This window comes from Adlercreutzia wanghongyangiae (assembly GCF_035989245.1).
Taxonomy (GTDB): Bacteria; Actinomycetota; Coriobacteriia; order Coriobacteriales; family Eggerthellaceae; genus Adlercreutzia; species Adlercreutzia wanghongyangiae.
Genome location: NZ_JAYMFF010000019.1, coordinates 1 through 20,192, shown reverse-complemented (window position 1 = coordinate 20,192; position 20,192 = coordinate 1). Strand labels below are relative to the sequence as shown.

General features: G+C 61.0%; 15 protein-coding genes. 5 read left to right on the top strand and 10 right to left on the bottom strand.

Annotated features, from left to right (window positions below; translation table 11 throughout):
* Positions 1-22: 22 nt before the first annotated feature.
* From ftsX to VIN30_RS09500, 4 genes are read right to left on the bottom strand one after another with little or no spacing between them, the layout of a single operon-like run.
* Positions 23-937 carry a permease-like cell division protein FtsX gene (gene ftsX, locus VIN30_RS09515; RefSeq protein ID WP_338211134.1) on the bottom strand — a complete coding sequence of 305 codons (915 nt, stop codon included), beginning with the start codon at positions 935-937 and terminating at the stop codon, positions 23-25.
* Entirely contained in the window at positions 930-1,814 is an 885-nt protein-coding gene (gene ftsE, locus VIN30_RS09510; protein ID WP_455423832.1) for a cell division ATP-binding protein FtsE, read from the bottom strand. Before ftsE ends, ftsX begins: the two co-directional genes overlap by 8 nt.
* A 46-nt stretch (positions 1,815-1,860) precedes the next feature.
* A complete protein-coding gene (locus VIN30_RS09505) occupies positions 1,861-2,835 on the bottom strand; it encodes a transketolase family protein (RefSeq protein ID WP_338211132.1) in 975 nt (324 codons plus the stop codon).
* A gap of 10 nt (positions 2,836-2,845) precedes the next feature.
* Positions 2,846-3,679 (bottom strand): transketolase, encoded by an 834-nt coding sequence (locus VIN30_RS09500; protein ID WP_338211130.1) that lies wholly within the window; start codon positions 3,677-3,679, stop codon positions 2,846-2,848.
* 406 nt (positions 3,680-4,085) lie between these two features.
* Between VIN30_RS09500 and VIN30_RS09495 the strand changes: the two genes are divergently transcribed.
* From VIN30_RS09495 to VIN30_RS09475, 5 genes are read left to right on the top strand one after another with little or no spacing between them, the layout of a single operon-like run.
* Positions 4,086-7,247: a RecQ family ATP-dependent DNA helicase gene (locus tag VIN30_RS09495; protein ID WP_338211128.1), complete on the top strand. Its 3,162-nt coding sequence runs from the start codon at positions 4,086-4,088 to the stop codon at positions 7,245-7,247.
* On the top strand, positions 7,237-7,830 hold the full coding sequence (locus VIN30_RS09490; RefSeq protein WP_338211126.1) for a hypothetical protein: 594 nt from the start codon (positions 7,237-7,239) through the stop codon (positions 7,828-7,830). Before VIN30_RS09495 ends, VIN30_RS09490 begins: the two co-directional genes overlap by 11 nt.
* A gap of 16 nt (positions 7,831-7,846) precedes the next feature.
* Positions 7,847-10,102, top strand: coding sequence for a DUF4145 domain-containing protein (locus VIN30_RS09485; protein ID WP_338211124.1), 2,256 nt, complete (start codon positions 7,847-7,849; stop codon positions 10,100-10,102).
* 45 nt (positions 10,103-10,147) lie between these two features.
* Positions 10,148-10,450 carry a hypothetical protein gene (locus VIN30_RS09480; protein ID WP_338211122.1) on the top strand — a complete coding sequence of 101 codons (303 nt, stop codon included), beginning with the start codon at positions 10,148-10,150 and terminating at the stop codon, positions 10,448-10,450.
* On the top strand, positions 10,450-12,660 hold the full coding sequence (locus VIN30_RS09475; protein WP_338211120.1) for an ankyrin repeat domain-containing protein: 2,211 nt from the start codon (positions 10,450-10,452) through the stop codon (positions 12,658-12,660). The genes VIN30_RS09480 and VIN30_RS09475 overlap by 1 nt, the downstream gene beginning before the upstream one ends.
* Positions 12,661-12,774: 114 nt before the next feature.
* On the opposite strand, the gene VIN30_RS09470 is transcribed toward VIN30_RS09475, so the two are convergent.
* The 6 genes from VIN30_RS09470 to VIN30_RS09445 form a co-directional block, all read right to left on the bottom strand.
* Positions 12,775-13,044 carry a type II toxin-antitoxin system RelE family toxin gene (locus VIN30_RS09470; RefSeq protein WP_326424145.1) on the bottom strand — a complete coding sequence of 90 codons (270 nt, stop codon included), beginning with the start codon at positions 13,042-13,044 and terminating at the stop codon, positions 12,775-12,777.
* Positions 13,034-13,261: a type II toxin-antitoxin system RelB family antitoxin gene (gene relB / locus VIN30_RS09465; protein WP_326424144.1), complete on the bottom strand. Its 228-nt coding sequence runs from the start codon at positions 13,259-13,261 to the stop codon at positions 13,034-13,036. The genes VIN30_RS09470 and relB overlap by 11 nt, the downstream gene beginning before the upstream one ends.
* A 90-nt stretch (positions 13,262-13,351) precedes the next feature.
* A complete protein-coding gene (gene prfB, locus VIN30_RS09460; protein ID WP_338211117.1) occupies positions 13,352-14,452 on the bottom strand; it encodes a peptide chain release factor 2 in 1,101 nt (366 codons plus the stop codon).
* 258 nt (positions 14,453-14,710) lie between these two features.
* The gene (gene secA, locus VIN30_RS09455) at positions 14,711-17,521 is read right to left on the bottom strand and encodes a preprotein translocase subunit SecA (protein WP_338211115.1); all 2,811 of its coding nucleotides are present in this window, start codon (positions 17,519-17,521) and stop codon (positions 14,711-14,713) included.
* Between the two features lie 188 nt (positions 17,522-17,709).
* Positions 17,710-18,123, bottom strand: a complete 414-nt coding sequence (locus VIN30_RS09450) for a PaaI family thioesterase (protein WP_326424141.1) — start codon at positions 18,121-18,123, stop codon at positions 17,710-17,712.
* A gap of 307 nt (positions 18,124-18,430) precedes the next feature.
* Positions 18,431-19,642 (bottom strand): hypothetical protein, encoded by a 1,212-nt coding sequence (locus VIN30_RS09445; RefSeq protein ID WP_338211113.1) that lies wholly within the window; start codon positions 19,640-19,642, stop codon positions 18,431-18,433.
* Positions 19,643-20,192 lie beyond the last annotated feature (550 nt).

The window sequence follows — 20,192 nt, the reverse complement described above, 5'->3', positions numbered from 1 at the left end:
TCCCGTTATGGTTGCCGGGCCGCTACACCTTCAGGTAGCGCCGCATGGCGAAGGCCGATCCCAAAAGGCCGATGATGAGGCCGGCGCCCACCAGCACGATATAGATCATCATATAGGTGGTGCCGCTCACGTCAAGGGACAGGAAGGAAAGCGCGTGCTGCAGCTTCGGCATGGCGTACACCCGCAAAAGCTGAAGCACGCCCACGGCCAGAAGCGAGCCGATCAGCGCGTGCAGGGCGCCCTCCATCAGGAAGGGGCCGCGGATGAAGCCGTTCGAGGCGCCCACCAGGCGCATGATGGCGATCTCCTTGCGGCGCGCCATAATGGCCAGGCGGATGGTGTTGTTGATGAACACCAGCGCGATGAACACCAGCAGCAGCACCAGGGCCACGCCCAGGTAGCGCACGTACTTCGTCACCGAGAACAGGCGGTCGACGGTCTTCTGGCCGTACTTCAGCGAGTCGGCCGGGTTGTCCGGCTCGTCGCAGATGGAACGGAACGTCTCGTCGGCCTCGATGGCGCCGGCGATCTGCTCCACCTTCTGCGGATCGGCCAGGTTCACGTCGATGGAAGCCGGCAGCGGGTTCGTGCCGTCCAGCTGCTCGATGATCTCGGGATTGGTGGTCATGGAGTTCTTGAAGTTCTCCAGCGCCTGGTCCTTGGTGGTGAAGCCGACACTTTCCACGCCGTCCATGCCCTTGACGGTGTTCATCACGGCGTCGATGGACTCCTGGGGCGCGTCGTCGGCGATGTAGGCGGTAATGGACACCTCGTCCTCGATGGAGGACACCAGGCGCTCCACGATGGTGCCGCCCACCAAAAACACACCGATGATCAGCAGCGACAGGAAGATGGTGATGATGGAGCCCAGGGTGGTGGACAAGTTCCGCGCGAAACCCTGGAGCGATTCCTTGAAGAAATAGAACAGACTAGACATCGAAGCCGTACACCCCCCGGTCTTGGTCGCGGGTGAGGTGCCCCCGGTCGAGCGCGATCACGCGGCGGCGCATGTTGTCCACCATCTCGCGGTCGTGGGTGGCCACCAGCACCGTGGTGCCCGTGCGGTTAATGCGCTCGAGCAGATCCATGATGCCGCGGGAGGTCTGGGGGTCCAGGTTTCCCGTGGGCTCGTCGCAGATGAGCAGGGGCGGGCGGTTCACGATGGCGCGGGCGATGGACACGCGCTGCTGCTGACCGCCGGAAAGCTCGTCGGGATAGCTGTTCAGCTTATCGGACAGGCCCACCAGGCGCAGTACCTCGGGTACCTGGGTCTTGATGACGTGGCGGCTCTTCCCGATTACCTCCAGGGCGAAGGCCACGTTCTCGAACACGGTCTTGTTCGGCAGCAGCTTGAAGTCCTGGAACACGCAGCCGATGTTGCGGCGCAGATAGGGCACGCGCCAGTTGCGCATGGTGGTCAGGTCCTCGTCGGCCACGTAGATCTTGCCCTGGCTGGGCTTGATCTCGCGGGTGAGCAGGCGGATGAAGGTGGACTTGCCACTTCCGGAATGGCCCACCAGGAAGATGAACTCCCCGGCGAAGATCTGCAGGGTGACATCCGACAGAGCCGGCTTGTTCGGCTGGGCCGGATAGGTTTTGGTCACGTGGTCGAAGGTGATGACCGGGGCGCCCATGGGGGCCGCGGCCTCGTCTACTTCCAGGACCGGCAGGGATTGCGACAGCTGCGAGGTCATCGCCGCTTTGCGCGAATGCGTCGGCTGAGAGGCGGCCGCGCGAGCGCGCGGGTTGCCTCCGGAGACGCCGGCGTGACGACCGCCGCGACCAGGGGCAGCCTGGTTCCTTTCATTCGTCACAGCTTGCTCCGTTCAGATTGACATGTACTGAGACCGATTAATTTTATCAGAGGGCCTTGCGTGCCACGGCTTTTTTCACAGCTTCAACAATGGAAGCGGCGTCGATGGAGAAGTAGGCCAGCAGCTCTTCGAACTCGCCGGACTTGCCGAAACGGTCGCGCACGCCCACGAATTCCAGGGGCACCGGAGCGGTGGCGGCAGCCAGCTCGGCCACAGCGGAGCCCAGGCCGCCGGTCACGGCATGCTCCTCAGCCACCACGGCGCAACCGGTCTTCGCCAGCGACGCGCCGATGGTGTCCGCGTCCAGCGGCTTCACCGAGAACGCGTCGATGACCTCTACAGACACACCCTCGGCCGCCAGCTGCTCGGCGGCAACCAGCGCCTCGCGAATCTCCACGCCGTTGGCCACGATGGTGGCGTCAGTTCCCTCGCGCAGCACGTAGGCAGCCCCGATTTCCAGCTGCACATCGTCGTCGTAGACGCAGGGCACCGCCGCACGGCCCATGCGCACGTACACCGGACCGGGCGCGGCGGCGGCCAGCTTGATAGCCGCGCGGGCGGCGGCGTAATCGGCCGGCACCAGCACGCGCATGCCGGGCAGTCCCCGCATCAGCGCCACATCCTCCAGCATCTGGTGGCTGCCGCCGTCGGGGCCCACCGAGATGCCGGCATGGGTGGGGGTGATCTTCACGTTCAGGTTGGAATAGCACACGGTGTTGCGAATCTGGTCGTAGGCGCGGCCGGTGCCGAACACGGCGAAGGAGCCGGTGAAGGCCACGTTGCCGGCAAGCGACAGGCCCGCGGCCACGTCCACCATGTTCTGCTCGGCGATGCCGCAGTTGAACAGGCGCTCGGCATATCCCGCGTCGGCCAGCTTCTTCATCGTCGTAGAGCCGGTCAGATCGGCGTCCACCGCCACCACCGGCACGCCCTCATCGGCCAGCTCGGCCAAGGTGGCGCCCAGGGCGGCGCGGGTGGCCTTCTTCTGGGCAGCGACGTCAGCGCTTGCGAGTTTCACCATGACGGGCCTCCTATTCCACCGCGGCGGACAGCTCCGCCAGAGCACGTTCCAATTCCTCGGGCTTGGGCGCCTTGCCGTGCCAGCCGGCCTGGTTCTCCATGAAGGAGACGCCCTTGCCCTTCACCGTCTTGGCGATGACGGCCACCGGCGCGCCCTCGGGCTGCGCTGCGGCCTTCAAACCGCCCAGCAGCTTCACGAGCGCGTCCACGTCGTGGCCGTCCACGCGCACCACGTCCCAGCCGAAGGCGGCGAACTTCTCGCCCAAGTCGCCCGGGTCGCACACGTCGTGGATGCAGCCGTCGATCTGCAGCTCGTTGTTGTCCACAATGGCCACCAAACGTCCCAGCTTCTGATGGGCGGCGAACATGGCGGCCTCCCACACCTGGCCCTCCTCGCACTCGCCGTCGCCGAGCACGGTGAACACCACGCCGTCCTCACCGGAAAGGCGCAGGCCGGCAGCAAGACCCGACGCCACGGAAAGCCCCTGGCCGAGCGAGCCGGTGGACACCTCCACACCGGGCAGCAAGTTGGAATCGGGATGGCCCTGCAAACGGGTGCCCAGCTTGCGCAGGGTGTTCAGCTCGTCCACGGGAAAGTATCCCGCATGGGCCAGGGTGGCGTACAGCGCCGGTGCCGCATGGCCCTTGGCCAAGATGAAGCGGTCGCGGCCGACCTTCTTCGGCTCGGCGGCATCGTAGTCCATCACGCCGCCGAAATACAGCGCGGTGAGGATATCGGTGCACGAGAGCGACCCGCCCGGGTGCCCGCTGCCCGCCTCCGTGATCATGGTCAGAATATCCCTGCGGATGTCGGTGGCCTTCGCCACCAGCTGCGCCGTATCCATGAGGCAACCTTTCCCGTTGAAGTGCAAATATGTGTATTGTAGCGTATCAAACTTAACCGCGGCTCGCTCCGTGCAACCTGATCACATATTTTATCGCCGATGGCCGGGAGCTTCTGTTGCTAAAATGTCATATCTCCTCTATTCTTGCGCAGAGAAGATATGATTTTCGAGCCATGCAGAGGAGTGAGATAGTGGACGTTTCCGCTAAGCGATTCTTCAACTCCTCCTATATATGTCCTAGTAGCCCCTTCACCATTATCGGCTGTCCGCGTCAAGATGCCGTCGACAACCCCTTCTACCCCATCGCCTGCATCATCCAAAATCTTATTCAGCGAGGAACGCCCACCCCCCCCCGACGCGCATTTTAGAGACACTCGGAAGCCCTCGCGTCAAGGGCGACTTCCGATTGTTCACCTCTCTCGCACGCCCGCAGTGGGATGAGTCCATCAAAGGCGCTGTTGACCGGGCGCACAATCCGGCTCTTCGTTTCTTCACAGAGGTTCTGCCCCGGCTCCTTCCTCCCGAGCGTCGTTACATCGCATCGTTCATCCTTCCGGAAGCACCGCTTGAAGCAATCATTACCCCTTGTGATCCCTCCTTCGCCAATCAGCAGGTCGACTTTTATTGCCCCCGCGCCAAACTTGTCATAGAGATAGACGGCGCCCAGCACAGGGAGCCCGACCAGCAACGCCTCGATCAGCGGCGCGACGCCTACCTTCGCCAGCAGGGCATCGAAACCGTTCGCATCCCCACCCCTGAGGTCGATTGCCCAGCGGACATCATTGTCAGCGCAATTGCACAGCTTGCAGATCGTTTGGAGGACGATGTGCTGACTTACGATTGGGAGAAAATCGGGCACGAGATCGAGTGGCAGCGGGCCGCATCCTACGAATTGCTCCTGCGCACCCAGATGGCGCTCTTGCAGCTTATGCGAACAGGCGTTCTTGATTTACGAGATCCCGAATGGCGTATTGCGGCATCGAGCGACGCCCTCTCCGACACCATGCCGTCCATCACCGCGGCGGCCTTTGAGGATATCTGCGATATGGTGGACAATCTCTGCCTCCTTCTCAACCGAGATTTCCAGCGCCCCCTTCTGACCATCACCCGGGAGAGGCCGGCGGTCGAGCTTGACATCGGCATTCTAGGCTGCTGGTCGGAAGCGGAGTGCGCCCCGAATGTCGTCTATGCGCGAAGTGATTACTTCGAGAACCGCAACTACTTCACCGTCGCCTGCGCACCAGCCCTCGCCTACGACACCCTCGGAGAGTCCCGCCGCGAACCCGTGAGCCGCGCTCTTCGTTTTTTCCTCAAACGGCTCTTTGGGTTCGACAGCTTCAGGTCGGGGCAAGAGGGTATTATCAGGAAGGCCCTCGCCCGAAACCCGACCCTGGGAATCTTGCCCACCGGATCAGGCAAGTCGATCTGCTACCAAATGGCCTGCCTGCTGCAACCCTGCATCAGCCTCGTCGTTTGCCCCATTGTCTCGCTCATCCAAGACCAGGAGAGAAATCTCGCCAACTTCGGCATCACACGCGCGACGCGTATCGACGGCCAGATGAACAGCGATGATAAACACGCTGTCACCCACGGATTCGGATCGGGGAGGCACCAGATCATCTGGGTATCGCCCGAGCGCTTCCAGATCGCCGAGTTCCGCAACCAGCTGTCCAGCATCGCCTCGGCCATGAACTACGGCTACGCCGTCATCGACGAGGTCCATTGCCTGTCCGAATGGGGACACGATTTCAGGGTCTCTTACCTCAAGCTGCCGGAAACCATTAAGAAGTTCTGTCCTCACGCCCTTTTGCTAGGCCTCACCGCCACCGCCTCGTTCAACGTGCTTGCTGACCTCAAGGCAGAGCTGGGAGTGAGGAACAGCGACATCCAGACAGCCGAAACGCTCGATCGCAGCGAGCTCACCTACCACATCAAAAGGGTCGAAGGGGGAAACCGCCTTGGTGCCATCGACTCCGTCCTCGACGAGTTGAACGAACACCACCGTCAGGCAAGCGGCCTCGACTCCATCTTCGAGCCCAACGGCGATGATTCGGTCTGCGGCATTATTTTCGCCAACACGAAGAAGAATGCGCGTTTCCCTGGCACGGGCTGCAAGGAGATCCTCGAGCATCTGATCGCGAACAACATCTCGGCCGACGCTTACCATGCCGATCGAGGCGATGAACGCGGGGGCATCCAAAGAGACTACCTCGACAACAAGTTCACGGTCATGGTCGCAACGAAGGCCTTCGGCATGGGCGTCGACAAGCCCAATGTTCGCTACACCATCCACAGCGGTCTGCCTTGGTCAATCGAGGCCTTCTACCAAGAGGCGGGTCGTGCCGGCCGCAGCAACGATCCGTCGCGCAACCAGTCCGATTGCTACATCCTTTACGTGCCGGATCCCGACGCGAAGCGTACTGAGCGGCTCTTCGCGGCAAACACGACCGTCGAGGAAATCAAGGCGATGCAAAACACCTTGCGCGGGGATCTCAGCACGCTTTTCCATCTCTGGTCACTCAACCACGATGGCATCGAAGAGGAGAAGGGGCACGTCTTCTCGATCTACAAGGCATTGGTGCACGGAGAGGACACCAGCGGGATCGCCCCCATCGACTTCAACAGCCTCGGGCCCCACTCGCGAGGCAAAGTAGAGCGGGCTCTCTATCGACTTGCCATCATGGACATCGTCGAGGACTGGACCGTCGAACACCGCCATCGCGTATTCAACGTCCGCATGAACCACTGGGAAGGCGATCTCGAGACGCGCGCGAAGAAAGCCGTAGAGGACTACATCGGACGCCATAGCAGCGCGCCCGTGTCCTTTGACGACCCGCACCCCTCCTTCGCCCCCTATGCGGCAGATTACCAGCGGGCCCTTCCTGGAAAAAGATTCTTCGGCCTCATCGACGCGCTGCTCAAATGGACGAACGACCATATCGTGTTCAACCGGCGGCGCGCCATCGGCAACATGCTGGCACTCTGCGAGTCCAATCGCTCCGAGGAGGAGATGCGGAACTATATCAACCGCTATTTCAAGCTCAACACCGACATAGGCAACCAGCTCGACCTCATCGTGGGTTCTCAGCGGAGCTTCCAGCCCTGGGTCGATATCTTCTACACCCTCCAGCCTACCGACGATCCGACGGAGCGTGTAGCCGTCTTGAAAACGCACGATCAAATAGCCGACCTCGTTCCGCTCTGCGATCGCTATCGCGAGAGCAACCACGGAGACATCGGGCTCGAATGGACGGCGATGATGAGCCACCTCCTTTCCGGCGAATGCACCGCCTGGGAGATACGCGACCAGCTTTCCTTTGTGTTCGAGAAGCTCTCCGACTACCCGCACCTCGACACCGGCAACCTGCTCGCGTGCACACTCGAACTGGCCGCTCGCGCGCCTGAGCGATCTCGGGATGTGCTGGGAGAGGCCATCACGGCCATCATGCCCCAGCAAGCCCATCGCGCCTACCAACTTCTCGGCGACAGCGCGACCCTCGCCTACCTGTTGGAAGAATCTCTTGACAGACTGGAAAGAACATGGGGAAGGAGCCATCATGACCGATAGTAAGGCCCGCATAGATCGGCTCAACGAGATCATCGATAGCCTTGATGAAGAAGCCGATCATCTCCAGAATGCAATCGAAGCAGCGACCACCCAGCTGGAAGAAGCCATCCAACTGAGCAAGGAGGCGTCAAAGGCAGCGGCCGTCGTCAGCGCGAGCGCTTTGGGAAAAATCGACACCATGACGGAGAAATCGGAAGCCTTCCTCGATGAGCAGGGCGCAAGAGCCGCCGAGTTCCACGAGACTCTCGGGGATTTCATTGCGGCAGAATCTGAGCGCAACGTCGCCCTTCTTGAAGCCCAGGAAGAGTTCCATCGCACCACGCTCAAGAACGGCGAGATCTTCCGAGATAAGGTGCAGACCGATTTGCTGCAAAGCAAAAACGACCTGGCATCGCGCGTCCAATCGCTCAGCGAGGACTTCTCCCACGAAGCCGGCGTGCTCGCCAAGCGCATTGCCGCGCTCGAAGATTCGCTCTCTGCCCCCATCGCGGACAACGGGCGCCGACTCAAGCTCATCTTTATCGGCACCGTTACCATTGCCGTTCTCGAAGCCATCATCCTCATTGCCACAATGGTGTGCTAGCCGGGAAGGAACTTCCATGCAGATAGAACCTCGCTATTTCGACTACCTACCCGAGCACGGCGACGCCCTTGAGCAGCGCATCGGATTCAACGGCCTGATGAAGAAGATAGCGATATGGCGCAAGCAGGGCATCGACGATCCCGACTCCGTCGCCGTAGGATGCCGCAAGGCCGTGGAAAACATCGTCGACAGCCTTATCGACGATGCAGGGGTAAAGCGCGCAAGCCTCGTCGATAAAATTGAATACGCCCACGACGAGGGTCTCATCGACAACACGCTGTTCTACAAATTCAATGAGGTGCGCACCAAGGGAAACCGAGGCGCTCACGGGTCAGCCACCATCAAGGTCATCGACGCGAACATGGTGCTCGAGCTCCTCGACGACATCCTCCGCGCCCTCGTGGTCGATCTCGGGATCGCCCCTCATAACGAGAGGACGGCGCGCGTCGTCAACGACGAGCTGTTCCTCATCCGATCCGATGAGGAACTGGCGTCGATGAGGAAAACAGCGCGAACGGCGGCCCTCCTCAGCGGAGATTCCTCCATCGAGAAGGAAATCCGCCAGACCGCCACGATCATTCAGAAACAGCAGAAAGAGCAGAGTGGGCGCCTGGCCGCTTTCGCCCATCTCGTTCAACAAGTCGAGGAACTTGAAGCGGAGTACGGCATCGCAGACGAGGGCAGCGAGGAGGCTGTCGCACAAGAGCAGCTCTTCGCCCGAACCGATGCCATGCTCGACGACCTTCGCCAAACCGCGTGCGAGGCACAGACGCGGGCGGCAGCGGCCGAGCACCGCATTCGCGAAATACTCAGCGAGCACGATTTCGTAGAGAAGCTCCTCAAGGGCAGAGGACGTGCAACCGATAGCCAATTCGATGTCATGGCCTTCCCCCGCAACGCCAAAACAACCACCAACATCCTCCAGGTGTCAGGAGGGGCTGGAACAGGCAAGACCCTCTGCCTCATAGCCAAGCTCATTTCCGATATTCGAGAAGACGGGCAGACCTCGCTTTTTGGAAAGCGAGAGCGAAGGGGGCTCTTCGTCTGCTTCAACCGAGGACTCGCCCAGCACGTGCGCAATCTGATGGCACAGTTCCCGGATGAGGGCCGCGCCATCGAGGTTACCCACTACGACAAGTACATCAACCAGCTTGTGCGCGTCAATCCTGATGAGGGCTACGAGCACCTCGCGCCCTTTGCCCACGACGTCCGCTACCCGCGGGAAGGGTTGCCGGGCAACTACCGCTACTGGAACATCATCTACGATCAGACCGCCCGCCCTCTGGTGCAGGAAGCCATGGCCACGGTGTCTGCAAAGCACCCCGAGGCGCGAGGGGCCTACTATCTCGACGGAAGTTCAGCGGAAAACGTCGAATGGGTGAACGACGAGATACTCTGGCTTGAGGCCCGCTACGAAAACCCCCGGACCGCCGGCCGCAATTACCCAACTTCTCCCCGCACAGGGCGAGGCACGAAGAGACGACCAAACGAAACCGTCCGCCACATCATTCTGGAGGTATGGGAAGCCTACCGCCTCCTTTTAGAGAAAAAGCAACTCTACACGATCGAACAGGCAACCAAGCGGCTGCAGACATCGCAATCGCTTCCCTCTTATGACGCCATCGCCATTGACGAGGTACAGGATTTCTCCATCCGATCGATCAAGTTGCTTCTGCAACTGCGAGCCGACGAAAAAAGCCGCGTTTATATATCCGGCGATGAAAATCAGAAGATCTACCAGCGCGACTTCACCTGGAAGGAGCTCGATTCGAACTCCCGCGGCTACACGATCAAGCTCACCGAGAACAAGCGAAACAGCGAGGCCATCGAGGCGTTTGCACGTCGATTGCTCGGAGACGGGAGCGTGTACGACACCGACTATGAAAAAGTGTTCGTGCTCAATGCCTCCGATGAGAAGGTTTTGCGCATTGCCCAACATCTGCGCAACGTCGCCCCAGCGGAAAACGTCGCCATCATCGGCAACAGCTCGTACTGGACGGAGCGAACGCGGACGGAAGGTCTCGCGCCCATCGACCCCCGTCGCGGGAACATCCTCGATCCCGGCCTCTACATCCTCGGCGTGAAGGGCGGCAAGGGCCTCGAATTCGACAACGTGATCATCGATTACCAGCACGCGACGGAGGAAGACGAGGATGCCGAGGCCCGCCTCCTCTATGTGAACTGCACCCGCGCCCGCAAGCGCCTCTACATCCGCTACGACGGAAGACCCCCGGAGTTGCTGAGCAAGCTCTATCCCGAATTTGTGAAATGATCAGGACTTTTCCGAGCAATACCCAATCCGATAAGGAGGCTCACCATGAAGCTACTTTCCACCCTTTTCGATAAACTGAAAAACAACTCTGACGACAATCTCGACAACGTATCGCCTAGTACCTTTTCCGAAGAGAAATCCTCGATCGACACCGGCAAACCCAGCACTTGCGAGAACAAGATCCCGCAATCAAAGTCAGCAACAACCCTCGATGCCAACGAGGGAGTCAACGCTTCCCTCGCTTCAGGGAAATCCCTCCTTGGAACGCTTCTCAGCAATGGCTCGATCCGCATACCGAGTGCGACGAGCTCCTTGGCGCCGGGGCCTTTCTCAACGCCCATGATCTGATGGACTGGAAACTATATCGAACGATCTTCCAGAACGGCATGTGCAACGCGGCGAGATCGATCCCTCCCCTCGTTCTGAGAAAAATGGCCGCCATACGGGACGAGAGGGGGCTGACGCTTCTGCACTATGCGATCGGAGGACCGACTCTCAGCGACGGGGATTCCAGCGATCTCTCAGAGGATACCGACCGCCTTTCCCTTGCTGAGATGCTCCTGATGGTGGGGGCCAACCCTCTCGCAGAAACCAATTCAGGTCAAAGTGCCATCGCTCTCGCGCAAGCTCAGAACCGCCCTGATCTCTTCGCCCTGGTGGATTGCTATGCCACCTGCAGAGAGACGGGGAACAGCGCCGCCTATCGTTGGCTTTATCGATCTCTCGATCCCGAAGCGACCGCACTTTTTTCCGCTGTAAGCCAAAACGATGCAGAGACAACATTGATGCTGCTACGCCAAGGGAATGATCCGAACGAGCGCAGCTTCACCGACTCCCTCACAATTCCCTATCATATTTCCTCCCACGATGCCGCCATCATCCCAGCCGTAAGACCTGGCATGACAAACTTATATCATGCGTGCCTTCGTGGATATGAGGATATCGCTCACCTGCTCTTGGAGGCCGGGGCAGACCCAAATGCCCGTGTGCACAACGGACTCTTCCCCCTCTACACCGCAGCCGAAAGCGGCTATTATCGCATTGTCGAGGACCTTATCGCCCACGGAGCCGACATAAACCAGGTCACACCCAAGAACTGCACGGCTCTTCTGAATGCCGCAGAAGAAGGTCATCTCAGCACGGTAAGGTGCCTTCTAGCCCACGGGGCCGACCCCTCCATTGCAAACAAAGCGGGCGGCACCCCCTCATCCAACGCTGAACGGTACGGTCATTACTCCGTCGCCGCCTTTCTCGAAAACGCTTCGCGTCCTGGCGATCTTGAGACCCTCCTAGCAAGATCATCAGTCCTGCGCGATTTCGCACTCATGGATGACAATATTCGCCAGGAAGCCGGCCTGCCCCCCTCCCTGGCAAAGGCAATCATGCTCGGTGATTCCCAACTTGTCGCCAAGGCAATCGCAGCTGGCGCCAACGTCAATGAGCGTGACACCTACAACAACACCATCGTGACGCCGATTGTCGAAGCAGCGCGCCAAAGAAGCCAGGAAATTCTCGATATTCTCCTTAAAGCGGGAGCGGATCCCAACTTCGCCCAAGCCAATGGCGAAACGGCTCTGGGACTCGCAGCGCAGAACAGCGACTACTCCATTGCGGCCACTTTACTTGATGCCGGAGCTGATCCGAACGCAATCACCCCCGTAGGACCGCCGATGGTCGTAGCCGCCAATATAGCGATCATGGATCTCCTCATGTCCCATGGCGCCAACCCCAACAAACCCGATGCCGACGAAGACCTTCCTATTGTTGGCTCAATCGTTTGCCGCGATTATGAAGCCTCCTACTTTCTTCGTTTAGCCGGTTCAGATCTCCAGCACAAAAACCTCCAAGGGAAAACTCCTCTCGATATTGCCCGTTCGCTTCATGACGAACAAATGGCATCCGCACTCCTTGCCCCGCGCTATGAAGCACCATCTCTTGAAATAAACATCGATCCCATAAGGAATGAGCTCGCAAACCGCATGAATAAACTCATCAACGATGAGTATTCCGCCTCTTTCCTTCCAAGTCGCAGCGTCCTTTGCGATGCCGCAGATATATCGGAAAAACAGAAAACCGACCTCGGCAAAATGCGAGATTTGGCGACAATCGCTACAAAAGAGAAGCGCAAAGGGAATCTACAAAGGGCCAATGAGCTGTATATGGCTGCATGCTCCCTTGATTCCATTTTCGACACCGATGTCCTTTGGGGCTGGATCAAAGTGCTCCTCTTGGCTAAAAACTTCAAGGACGCTAACTATGTTATGAGATACTTCTCTACTATTTGCGCAAGAGACAATGCCCGTCGGGAACAATTGGAAGACACTCCTCTCGATGGATTACCCATCAGCGCAAGAACATTCGATTTCGACGGGTACACCGCATTCTATGAATTCACCAACACGTTCCCCCTCGACCAAAACGAGGTGGAGCAAAAAATCCGCGCGTTCGGGGGCAGCCATGCCTGGGAAAACTACCGACTCACTACCGATGAATACGACAAGTTCCTCAGATATTTCGGCATTGATGACACCTATCGAAACTTGGGTGTCGACGCCTAACGCGCCGGGGCTCATCTCATGCCTATAATGCCGAGATGAGCCCCATGTCTAACAAGCCATCTGATTTCGGCATTAGACCCCCAAATGACACCGTCAAAAGATCAAGCGAATAGCCTAGTGGCGGCGGTAGATGCGGCTTCGATGGGCGACTTCCACCACCAGCACAACGAGCTCGCCATCGCGGATGTCGCATATGATGCGATAGTCGCCCACGCGATAGCGCCAAAGGCCCGACAAGGGACCTGTCAGACCTTTTCCCTGAGATCGCGGATCATCAAGACGCGCCACCTCGTCCATAGCGTCGAAAATGCGCCCGGCAACCCCTTTGTCAAGTTTCTTCAAGCTCTTGACCGCGCGCGGCAGATACTCAACGCTATAAGCCACAGGCACTCCTCGCCTCATCGGCCGATAAGGCCTTCAGGCGACCGGCGCGGTATTCCTCCAAATCGTGGAGAACCCCGTAGATCTCCTCAAGCTCGTCGATGGAATCCTCTAACGCCCTATTGATGTAGAAGGAGCGAGGGCGACCAGTTGCCCGTGCCAAAGCGGCATAACGATCTTGAATCTCTTGGGGAGGGCGGACGGTCATGGTTGCAGACATGGCAGCCTCCTAGCACTCACAGTGATCCTTGTGTTCACTGTGTTCAGTATACCACGCAGAAAAGCCGGCAGTTCACCGCAGGTCGAAACGCTACTGGTTCGATACTCTCCACGTATGATACCCGATGACAAAGGGTTCCAGGGCGCCGCCGAGCACGGCGTCCACATTTCCCGTCTCAACGCCGCTGCGCAAGTCCTTCACCAGCTGGTAGGGGAACAGCACGTAGTTGCGAATCTGGCTGCCGAAGGAGTTGTCCCGTCGCTCGCCGCGCAGCTCGTCCAGCTCTTCGGCGCGCTTGCGCTCCTCCAGCTCGTACAGCTTGGCGCGCAGCACGCGGAAGGCGGCCTCCTTGTTCTGCAGCTGGCTCTTCTCGTTCTGGCAGGTGACCACGATGCCCGTGGGCTCGTGGGTGAGCCGCACGGCCGAGTCGGTGGTGTTCACGCACTGGCCGCCCGGGCCGCTGGAACGGTACACGTCCACACGCACGTCGGCGGGGTTCAGATCCACCTCGATGTCGTCGGTAAGCACGGGCAGCACCTCCACGGAAGCGAAGGTGGTCTGGCGGCGCTTCTTCGCGTCGGTGGGGCTGATGCGCACCAAACGGTGAATGCCGATCTCGCTGCGCAGCATGCCGTAGGCGTAGCGGCCCTCTATCTGGATCGTTGCCTTGTCGAGCCCGATGCCCTCGCCGGGCACCAAATCGAGCACCGTCACCTTCCAGCCCTTGTCCTCGGCGTAGTGCACGTACATCTGGTAGAGCATCTCGGTCCAGTCCTGGGCCTCAAGGCCGCCCTGGCCCGGGTTCACCGTGAGGATGGCGTCGCCCGCGTCGAACTCGCCGGCGAACCAGGACTCTATCTCCAGCGCATCCAGCAGAGCCGTCAGTTCCCCGGCCGCTTCCTCAGCCTCGGCCGCGAAGGCCGCGTCGTCGCCGGCCAGCTCCAGCGCCGTCTGCGCGTCGTCCAAAAGACCGCAGGCCCGCTCGTAGTCCTCGATGGTGGCGCGCAGGTTCGCCGCCTTCTTGCTCACGGCCTGGGCGGCATCCGCGTCGTTCCAGAAATCGGGCGCGGCCGCCTGCTCGTCCAAACTCGCAAGCTCGGTGCGCTTCTCGTCGATACGCAGGAAGGAGAAGGCGTCCTCCACCCGGGAAGCCGCCTTCTCGATATCCTTTTGAATGTCTCTTATTTCCATAATCTCCATTTTGCTCTACCACAGGTTCGCCCAAGGGAGTCAGCGAGGTTCCGACCGGTGCCTGGAATTGCCCCGCCTTCGGGCCAAGCGTACTTCGATACGCGCCGCGCCCGAAACACTGAACAATCCGGCGAATTGTTCAGCACCGCTTATGTGCCCGAGAGGGCGCGTCCTGAACAGCTTGCTGATCAGGACTGCAGGTACCTGTCGGAACCGCAGCGTCGGCGTAATCCGTTTGCCCCGTCAGGGCAAACGGAATTACAAATTCTGGCCGTGGCACTTCTTGAACTTCTTGCCCGAGCCGCAGGGGCACGGGTCGTTGCGACCCACATTGGCGTAAGGGTCTTCCTTGTCCTTCACGAAGGTCTGAGGCTTGCTCGGCGCGGGCCGGGGAGGCTGGCCGGGCATGTTGGCCGCGGCATGGCGCCCGCGGATGGCCGAGCTTTCCAGGGCCTGTTCCGGCGAAGAATAGCTCATCTTGCGGTTGAGCGGGTCTTCCTGCTCGCCCAAAGGCGATGCGGGGGCCGCCCCCGGAGCCGCTGCACCCGGCGCGGGCTTCGCCGCGATCTCCAGGCGCAGCAGGGTGCGCAGGTAGTCGTCGTACATCGAGCTCGTCAGGCTCTCGAAGGCGTTGTAGGCCTCGTTCTTGTACTCCACCAGCGGGTCGCGCTGACCGAAGGCGCGCAGGCCGATGCCGGTCTTCAAGTAGTCCATCTCCTGCAGGTGCGCCATCCAGCGGGTGTCGATGATGCGCAGCATCACCTGGGCCGACAGGTTCTCCATCAGCTCGGCGCCCAGCTGCTCGCTCTTCTGCTCGTAGATCCACTCCAAAAACTCGTAGAGCGCCTCGGCCACAGCCTCGGGATCGTCGTCGTGCTCCACCTTCTCCACCGCGAAATCGCCGCAGCCCGACATGTTGGCGGCCCACAGGTCGATGGCCTTCAGGTCCCAGTCGTCCGACGCGGTACGATCGGGGCAGCACTCCCCCACGATGGCGTCCACGGCATCGCGGATGATGCCGGGGATGCGGTCGGTCATCGACTTGCCGTCCAGAATGGCGTTGCGCTCCTCGTAGATGGCCTTGCGCTGCAGGTTCATCACATCGTCGTATTCCAGCACGTTCTTACGGGCGGCAAAGTGCATGCTCTCCACCTGGCGCTGGGCGCTCTCGATGGATTTGGACACCATGCCGGCCTGGATGGGCATGTCGTCTTCCTGGTTGGTCTTCTCCATCATGTGTGCGATAGAGTCCATCTTCGAGCCGCCGAACAGGCGCATCAGGTCGTCTTCCAGCGACAGGTAGAACTGGGTCACGCCCGGATCGCCCTGACGGCCGGAACGACCGCGCAGCTGGTTGTCGATACGGCGCGACTCGTGGCGCTCGGTGCCGATGACGCACAGGCCTCCGGCGGCCTTCACGCGCTCCTGCTCCTCGTCGCAGATAGCGCGCGCCGCCTCCAGGGTGGCCGCCCGCTGCTGCTCGGAGGGAATGCGGCCCTGGGCCTCCTCGTCGCCGGGACGCGCATCGGGATCGAAGCCGTGCTCGCGCAGCATATCCTCGGCGAGCACCTCCGGATCGCCCCCCAGGCGGATGTCGGTACCACGACCGGCCATGTTGGTGGCGATGGTCACGGCGCCCAGGCGACCGGCCTGGGCCACGATGTGGGCCTCGCGCTCGTGATGCTTCGCGTTCAGGGTCTCATGGGGAATGCCGCGCTTGGAAAGCAGGCGCGACAGCTTCTCGGAGTTCTCGATGGACACGGTGCCGATGAGGCAGGGCTGGCCAGCGGCGTGACGTGCGGCGATGTCGTCGGCCACGGCGTTGAACTTGCCATCCACGGTGCGGTACACCAGGTCGTTCTCGTCCTTGCGCACCACGGGGCGGTTCGGGGGAATGGCCATGACGGGCAGCTTGTAGATCTGGCGGAACTCGGCGTCCTCGGTCATGGCGGTACCGGTCATGCCCGACAGCTTGTCGTAAAGGCGGAAGTAGTTCTGCAGCGTGATGGTGGCCAGCGTCTGGTTCTCCTCGCGCACCAGCACCTTCTCCTTGGCCTCCAGCGCCTGGTGCAGGCCCTCGGAGTAGCGGCGCCCCTCCATGATACGGCCGGTGAACTCGTCGACGATCTTCACCTCGCCGTCCATCACCACGTAGTCAACGTCGCGATGGAACAGGAACTGGGCCTTCAGGGCCTGCTGCAAGTGGTTGGCCAGCTGTCCGGACGGATCGGCGTAGATGTTCTCGATGCCCAGCATAGCCTCGATTTTTTCCAGGCCGCTCTCGGTGGCGTTGATGGTGCGCTTCGCCTCGTCCATGTCGAAGTCGACGCCCTGCTTCAGGCCCGGCATCACGCGGGCGAACTTCTTGTAGGTGTCGGCCGCCTGAGTGCCCGCGCCCGAGATGATGAGCGGCGTGCGGGCCTCGTCGATGAGGATGGAGTCCACCTCGTCGACGATGGCGAAGTGGTGGCCGCGCTGCACCCGGGCGCTGCCGCGGGTGACCATGTTGTCGCGCAGGTAATCGAAGCCGAACTCCGAGTTGGTGCCGTAGGTGACGTCGGCCTCGTAGGCGGGCTTCTTGGCCGCCGGCGGCATGCCGTTCTGGATAAGGCCCGTCTTCATGCCCAGGAAGCGATAGATCTGGCCCATCCACTCGCAGTCGCGGCGGGCCAGGTAGTCGTTCACCGTCACGATATGCACGTTGTGGCCCGGAATGGCGTTCAGGTAGCCGGCCAAGGTGGACACGAGCGTCTTGCCTTCACCGGTTTTCATCTCGGCAATCTGCCCCTCGTTCAAGGCCATGCCGCCGATCAGCTGCACGTCGAAGTGTCGCAACCCGATGGTGCGCACCGACGCCTCGCGCACGGCGGCGAAGGCCTCGGGCAGCAGGTCGTCCAGGCTCTCGCCGGCCTGGTAGCGCTCGCGGAACTCGGCGGTCTTGCCGGCCAGTTCCTCGTCGGAAAGCGCCTGGAACGAAGGCTCCAGCGCGTTGATCTTGTCCACTTGGGCCTGGTAGCGCTTCAGCTGCTTGCCCTCGCCCAGGGTGAGCAGTTTAGAGAGAAATCCCATTGGCGGTATCTTCTTTCCCTACGGTATCGTATGCGGTTTCCGAAGGGCGGCCGACCCAGTGGTTTCGCAGGCATTGCAGCCTGCGCGACAACGGGACGCGCACCTTCGCGTTAATCCGTTTTACTCTACCATACAGGGCAGATCACCCAGGGAATTCCACAGGGTTTGCAGGGATGGGCGTGCGCGCGCTACGCCTCGGACGGCAGCACGAACAGCGTAAAGGTGGCCTCGGTCAGAAGCTTGCCCGCGCGCGTCTCCACCCGGCCGTGGGTGACGATGGTGCTGCGCCCCGCATGGGCGGCCTCGCAGCGCACCGTCAGCGGCCCCACCGGCGCGCGCTTGATGAAGTTCACCGCGCTCGTGAGCGCCACGTTGTTCAGATCCAGCGTCGTGGCCACCATGCCGGCCGCCACCTCCAGAAGCGTGGCCAGAAAACCGCCGTGCACCGAGCCGTGGTAGTTCGCCGCCGTGGCGGGCACATCGATGTCGAACGCGATGCGGCCGGGCGCGGCCTCGGTGATGCGCAGCGAGGCCATCTCCGCCTGGGCCGTCACGTTCTTCATGGCGCGACGCGCCAGCTCCTCGTCCAGTTCAACGGCCATAGCGGCCTCCTTTCCTTCTTGGCACCCACCTTAGCCGCCCCGCGCGGCCGTTCAAACCCCCAGTGTCGAACTTTTGGCTAAATCCGCATCATAAATTGCGTTTGTTAGCATCCTTGCTCGCGGCACGCGCGGCAGAGACGCCTCCAGTCGCTTTCTTCATCCAATTCCGAGCCCTTTCTCGGCCCTTAAAGGACGCCGCAGTGATGCGGTCGGGCAAAAATTGCTAACAAACGCACTTTCATGGGCGAATCTAGCAACGCATCCGACAATCATTCTTCTCTGCAGCCGCTTCGCCCATTCCCAACTCTCAGCTTCCCGAGCCGCCGCGCCGCCGCAACCGCGACGCCCTATCGCCGCGCGGAGCAGAAAGCGGGCGACCAGAAGACCGTCGACGATGAAACACCGCTATTTCATGGCGCAGCATGCCGTGACGCGTCAACTGGTCGGACGTCATCGGCTTCCGAGGGCCGCTCGGCCCGCGCAAAGCGCGAGCGGAAATCTCCTCGAACTCGAGAATGCTTTCGAACTGACGGTGCGTGACAGACCACAGTTTGATGCCGTTCGCCGCCAAGGCATCGCGCTTTCGCGCATCGCGCACCATCTGGTCGACGGAGCCGACGTGAAGCGCGCTATCGTATTCGAAGGCCACCTTCGCGTCAGGCCACAGAATATCGCATGAAAGTTCAGCACAACGTGCGATACGGGCAGCTCCGGGCGAGAGCTTCACAAGCTCGTTCAGCCGCGCCCCGGTATACCCCAAACCCCCGCGTCGCTTGGACAGAGACAGAACGACCGCCAGTTCAGTCTCCATGACAGAGGCGGATTTCGCCATAATGAATCGAGCGGCCGCGCGGGCGGCTTTCACCCCCTTTACAGAGCTCACCCGATCGCAAAATGCTCGAAGCCGCGCGGGGTTCGTTAAGGGCCTGCGCACAACGCGGCCGCCCCGCAGCACGGACGGGTAGCACCCGCACAGCTCATAGCCCAGCGCAACAAGCGCGCCGAAGGGCATCTGGGAACCCATCTGAACGAACGCGAGTTCAGGCGAGCACAACAAAAGCCGCGAGGATATCTTCAAAAGCGCGCCTCGGGGCATCTTCCCCGCGCAATGGTGCAGCCGCAGCGCCCGTGAGCTGGCCATGCCGGGCCGCCTGAGGGCCGCCACGTGAACGCGGACATCCCCCATCTCCCACGGGACCTCGGCAGCATTCCAGAAATTGCCGTCGTAGACAAGGACGCACCGCAGCCGTCTCATAAGATCGGACTCTCCCGGCAATGCGCCGAAGCCAGCACCCTTGTCGCCGCAAGCCTCTGAAACCGACAACAGCCGACGGGCTTCCGTCTCCGTTGCGGCGCACGACCCCAGCGCCGTTGACGATGCAAAGACGGATGCCGGCAAATCGGCTGCCTTGCTGGCACTGCGCCGGTGGAACTCGCGCACCGAGAGCGGATGCGAATGAGACCATAGGCGCCACAGATCCAAAGCCGTTTCATGGCTCGGGCACACGAAAACCGCCATACGCGCCCGCGACACTCCATCTTGCCGGGAAACCGGCCCTTTGCGCTCCCCCAACTCCCGAGAGCCACCTTGACATGTTTCCATGCTCACCCATCCATTCCCACTCGATACCGACCGTACGGCGCTTCCCTTTAGTGATCCAGGAGCGAGAACCCGAACTCTCCCCCTGATTTGTCGCTCAAATTGCGTTTGTTAGCATCCAAAGCCGCCCCTATCGGGCAAAAGGAGAAGCACGTGCAACCGGGAAAGGCCTTGACCTGGCACTTTTCCCCAGCTGAAGCATTCCCATCGTTTTGGGTGATGCGCTTCCCCTCCAGCAATTGCTAACAAACGCAATTTGAACGGCAGACACGACGGATCATCCGTCAAAGAGCCTCCCGCCAGCCATCCCGATCGCTCGCTCGGCTGACCATCCACCGACTTCCCCACGACCACAACCCCCGCCAATCGCAACAGAATACCAGCCTGAAACCCTTGAACGCCTCCGCTTGCCCCATCGGAAACCGAGCCCCCGCCACAACGAAGGCAACGCCCCCGCAGAAGGAGGATG

Excerpts from the sequence above, each read along its gene's own strand:
- ftsX (WP_338211134.1), bottom strand. The coding sequence starts at position 937 with ATGTCTAGTCTGTTCTATTTCTTCAAGGAATCGCTCCAGGGTTTCGCG.
- VIN30_RS09505 (WP_338211132.1), bottom strand. The coding sequence starts at position 2,835 with ATGGTGAAACTCGCAAGCGCTGACGTCGCTGCCCAGAAGAAGGCCACC.
- VIN30_RS09500 (WP_338211130.1), bottom strand. The coding sequence starts at position 3,679 with ATGGATACGGCGCAGCTGGTGGCGAAGGCCACCGACATCCGCAGGGAT.
- VIN30_RS09490 (WP_338211126.1), top strand. The coding sequence starts at position 7,237 with ATGACCGATAGTAAGGCCCGCATAGATCGGCTCAACGAGATCATCGAT.
- VIN30_RS09485 (WP_338211124.1), top strand. The coding sequence starts at position 7,847 with ATGCAGATAGAACCTCGCTATTTCGACTACCTACCCGAGCACGGCGAC.
- VIN30_RS09480 (WP_338211122.1), top strand. The coding sequence starts at position 10,148 with ATGAAGCTACTTTCCACCCTTTTCGATAAACTGAAAAACAACTCTGAC.
- VIN30_RS09475 (WP_338211120.1), top strand. The coding sequence starts at position 10,450 with ATGGACTGGAAACTATATCGAACGATCTTCCAGAACGGCATGTGCAAC.
- relB (WP_326424144.1), bottom strand. The coding sequence starts at position 13,261 with ATGTCTGCAACCATGACCGTCCGCCCTCCCCAAGAGATTCAAGATCGT.
- prfB (WP_338211117.1), bottom strand. The coding sequence starts at position 14,452 with ATGGAAATAAGAGACATTCAAAAGGATATCGAGAAGGCGGCTTCCCGG.
- secA (WP_338211115.1), bottom strand. The coding sequence starts at position 17,521 with ATGGGATTTCTCTCTAAACTGCTCACCCTGGGCGAGGGCAAGCAGCTG.
- VIN30_RS09450 (WP_326424141.1), bottom strand. The coding sequence starts at position 18,123 with ATGGCCGTTGAACTGGACGAGGAGCTGGCGCGTCGCGCCATGAAGAAC.
- VIN30_RS09445 (WP_338211113.1), bottom strand. The coding sequence starts at position 19,642 with ATGGCGGTTTTCGTGTGCCCGAGCCATGAAACGGCTTTGGATCTGTGG.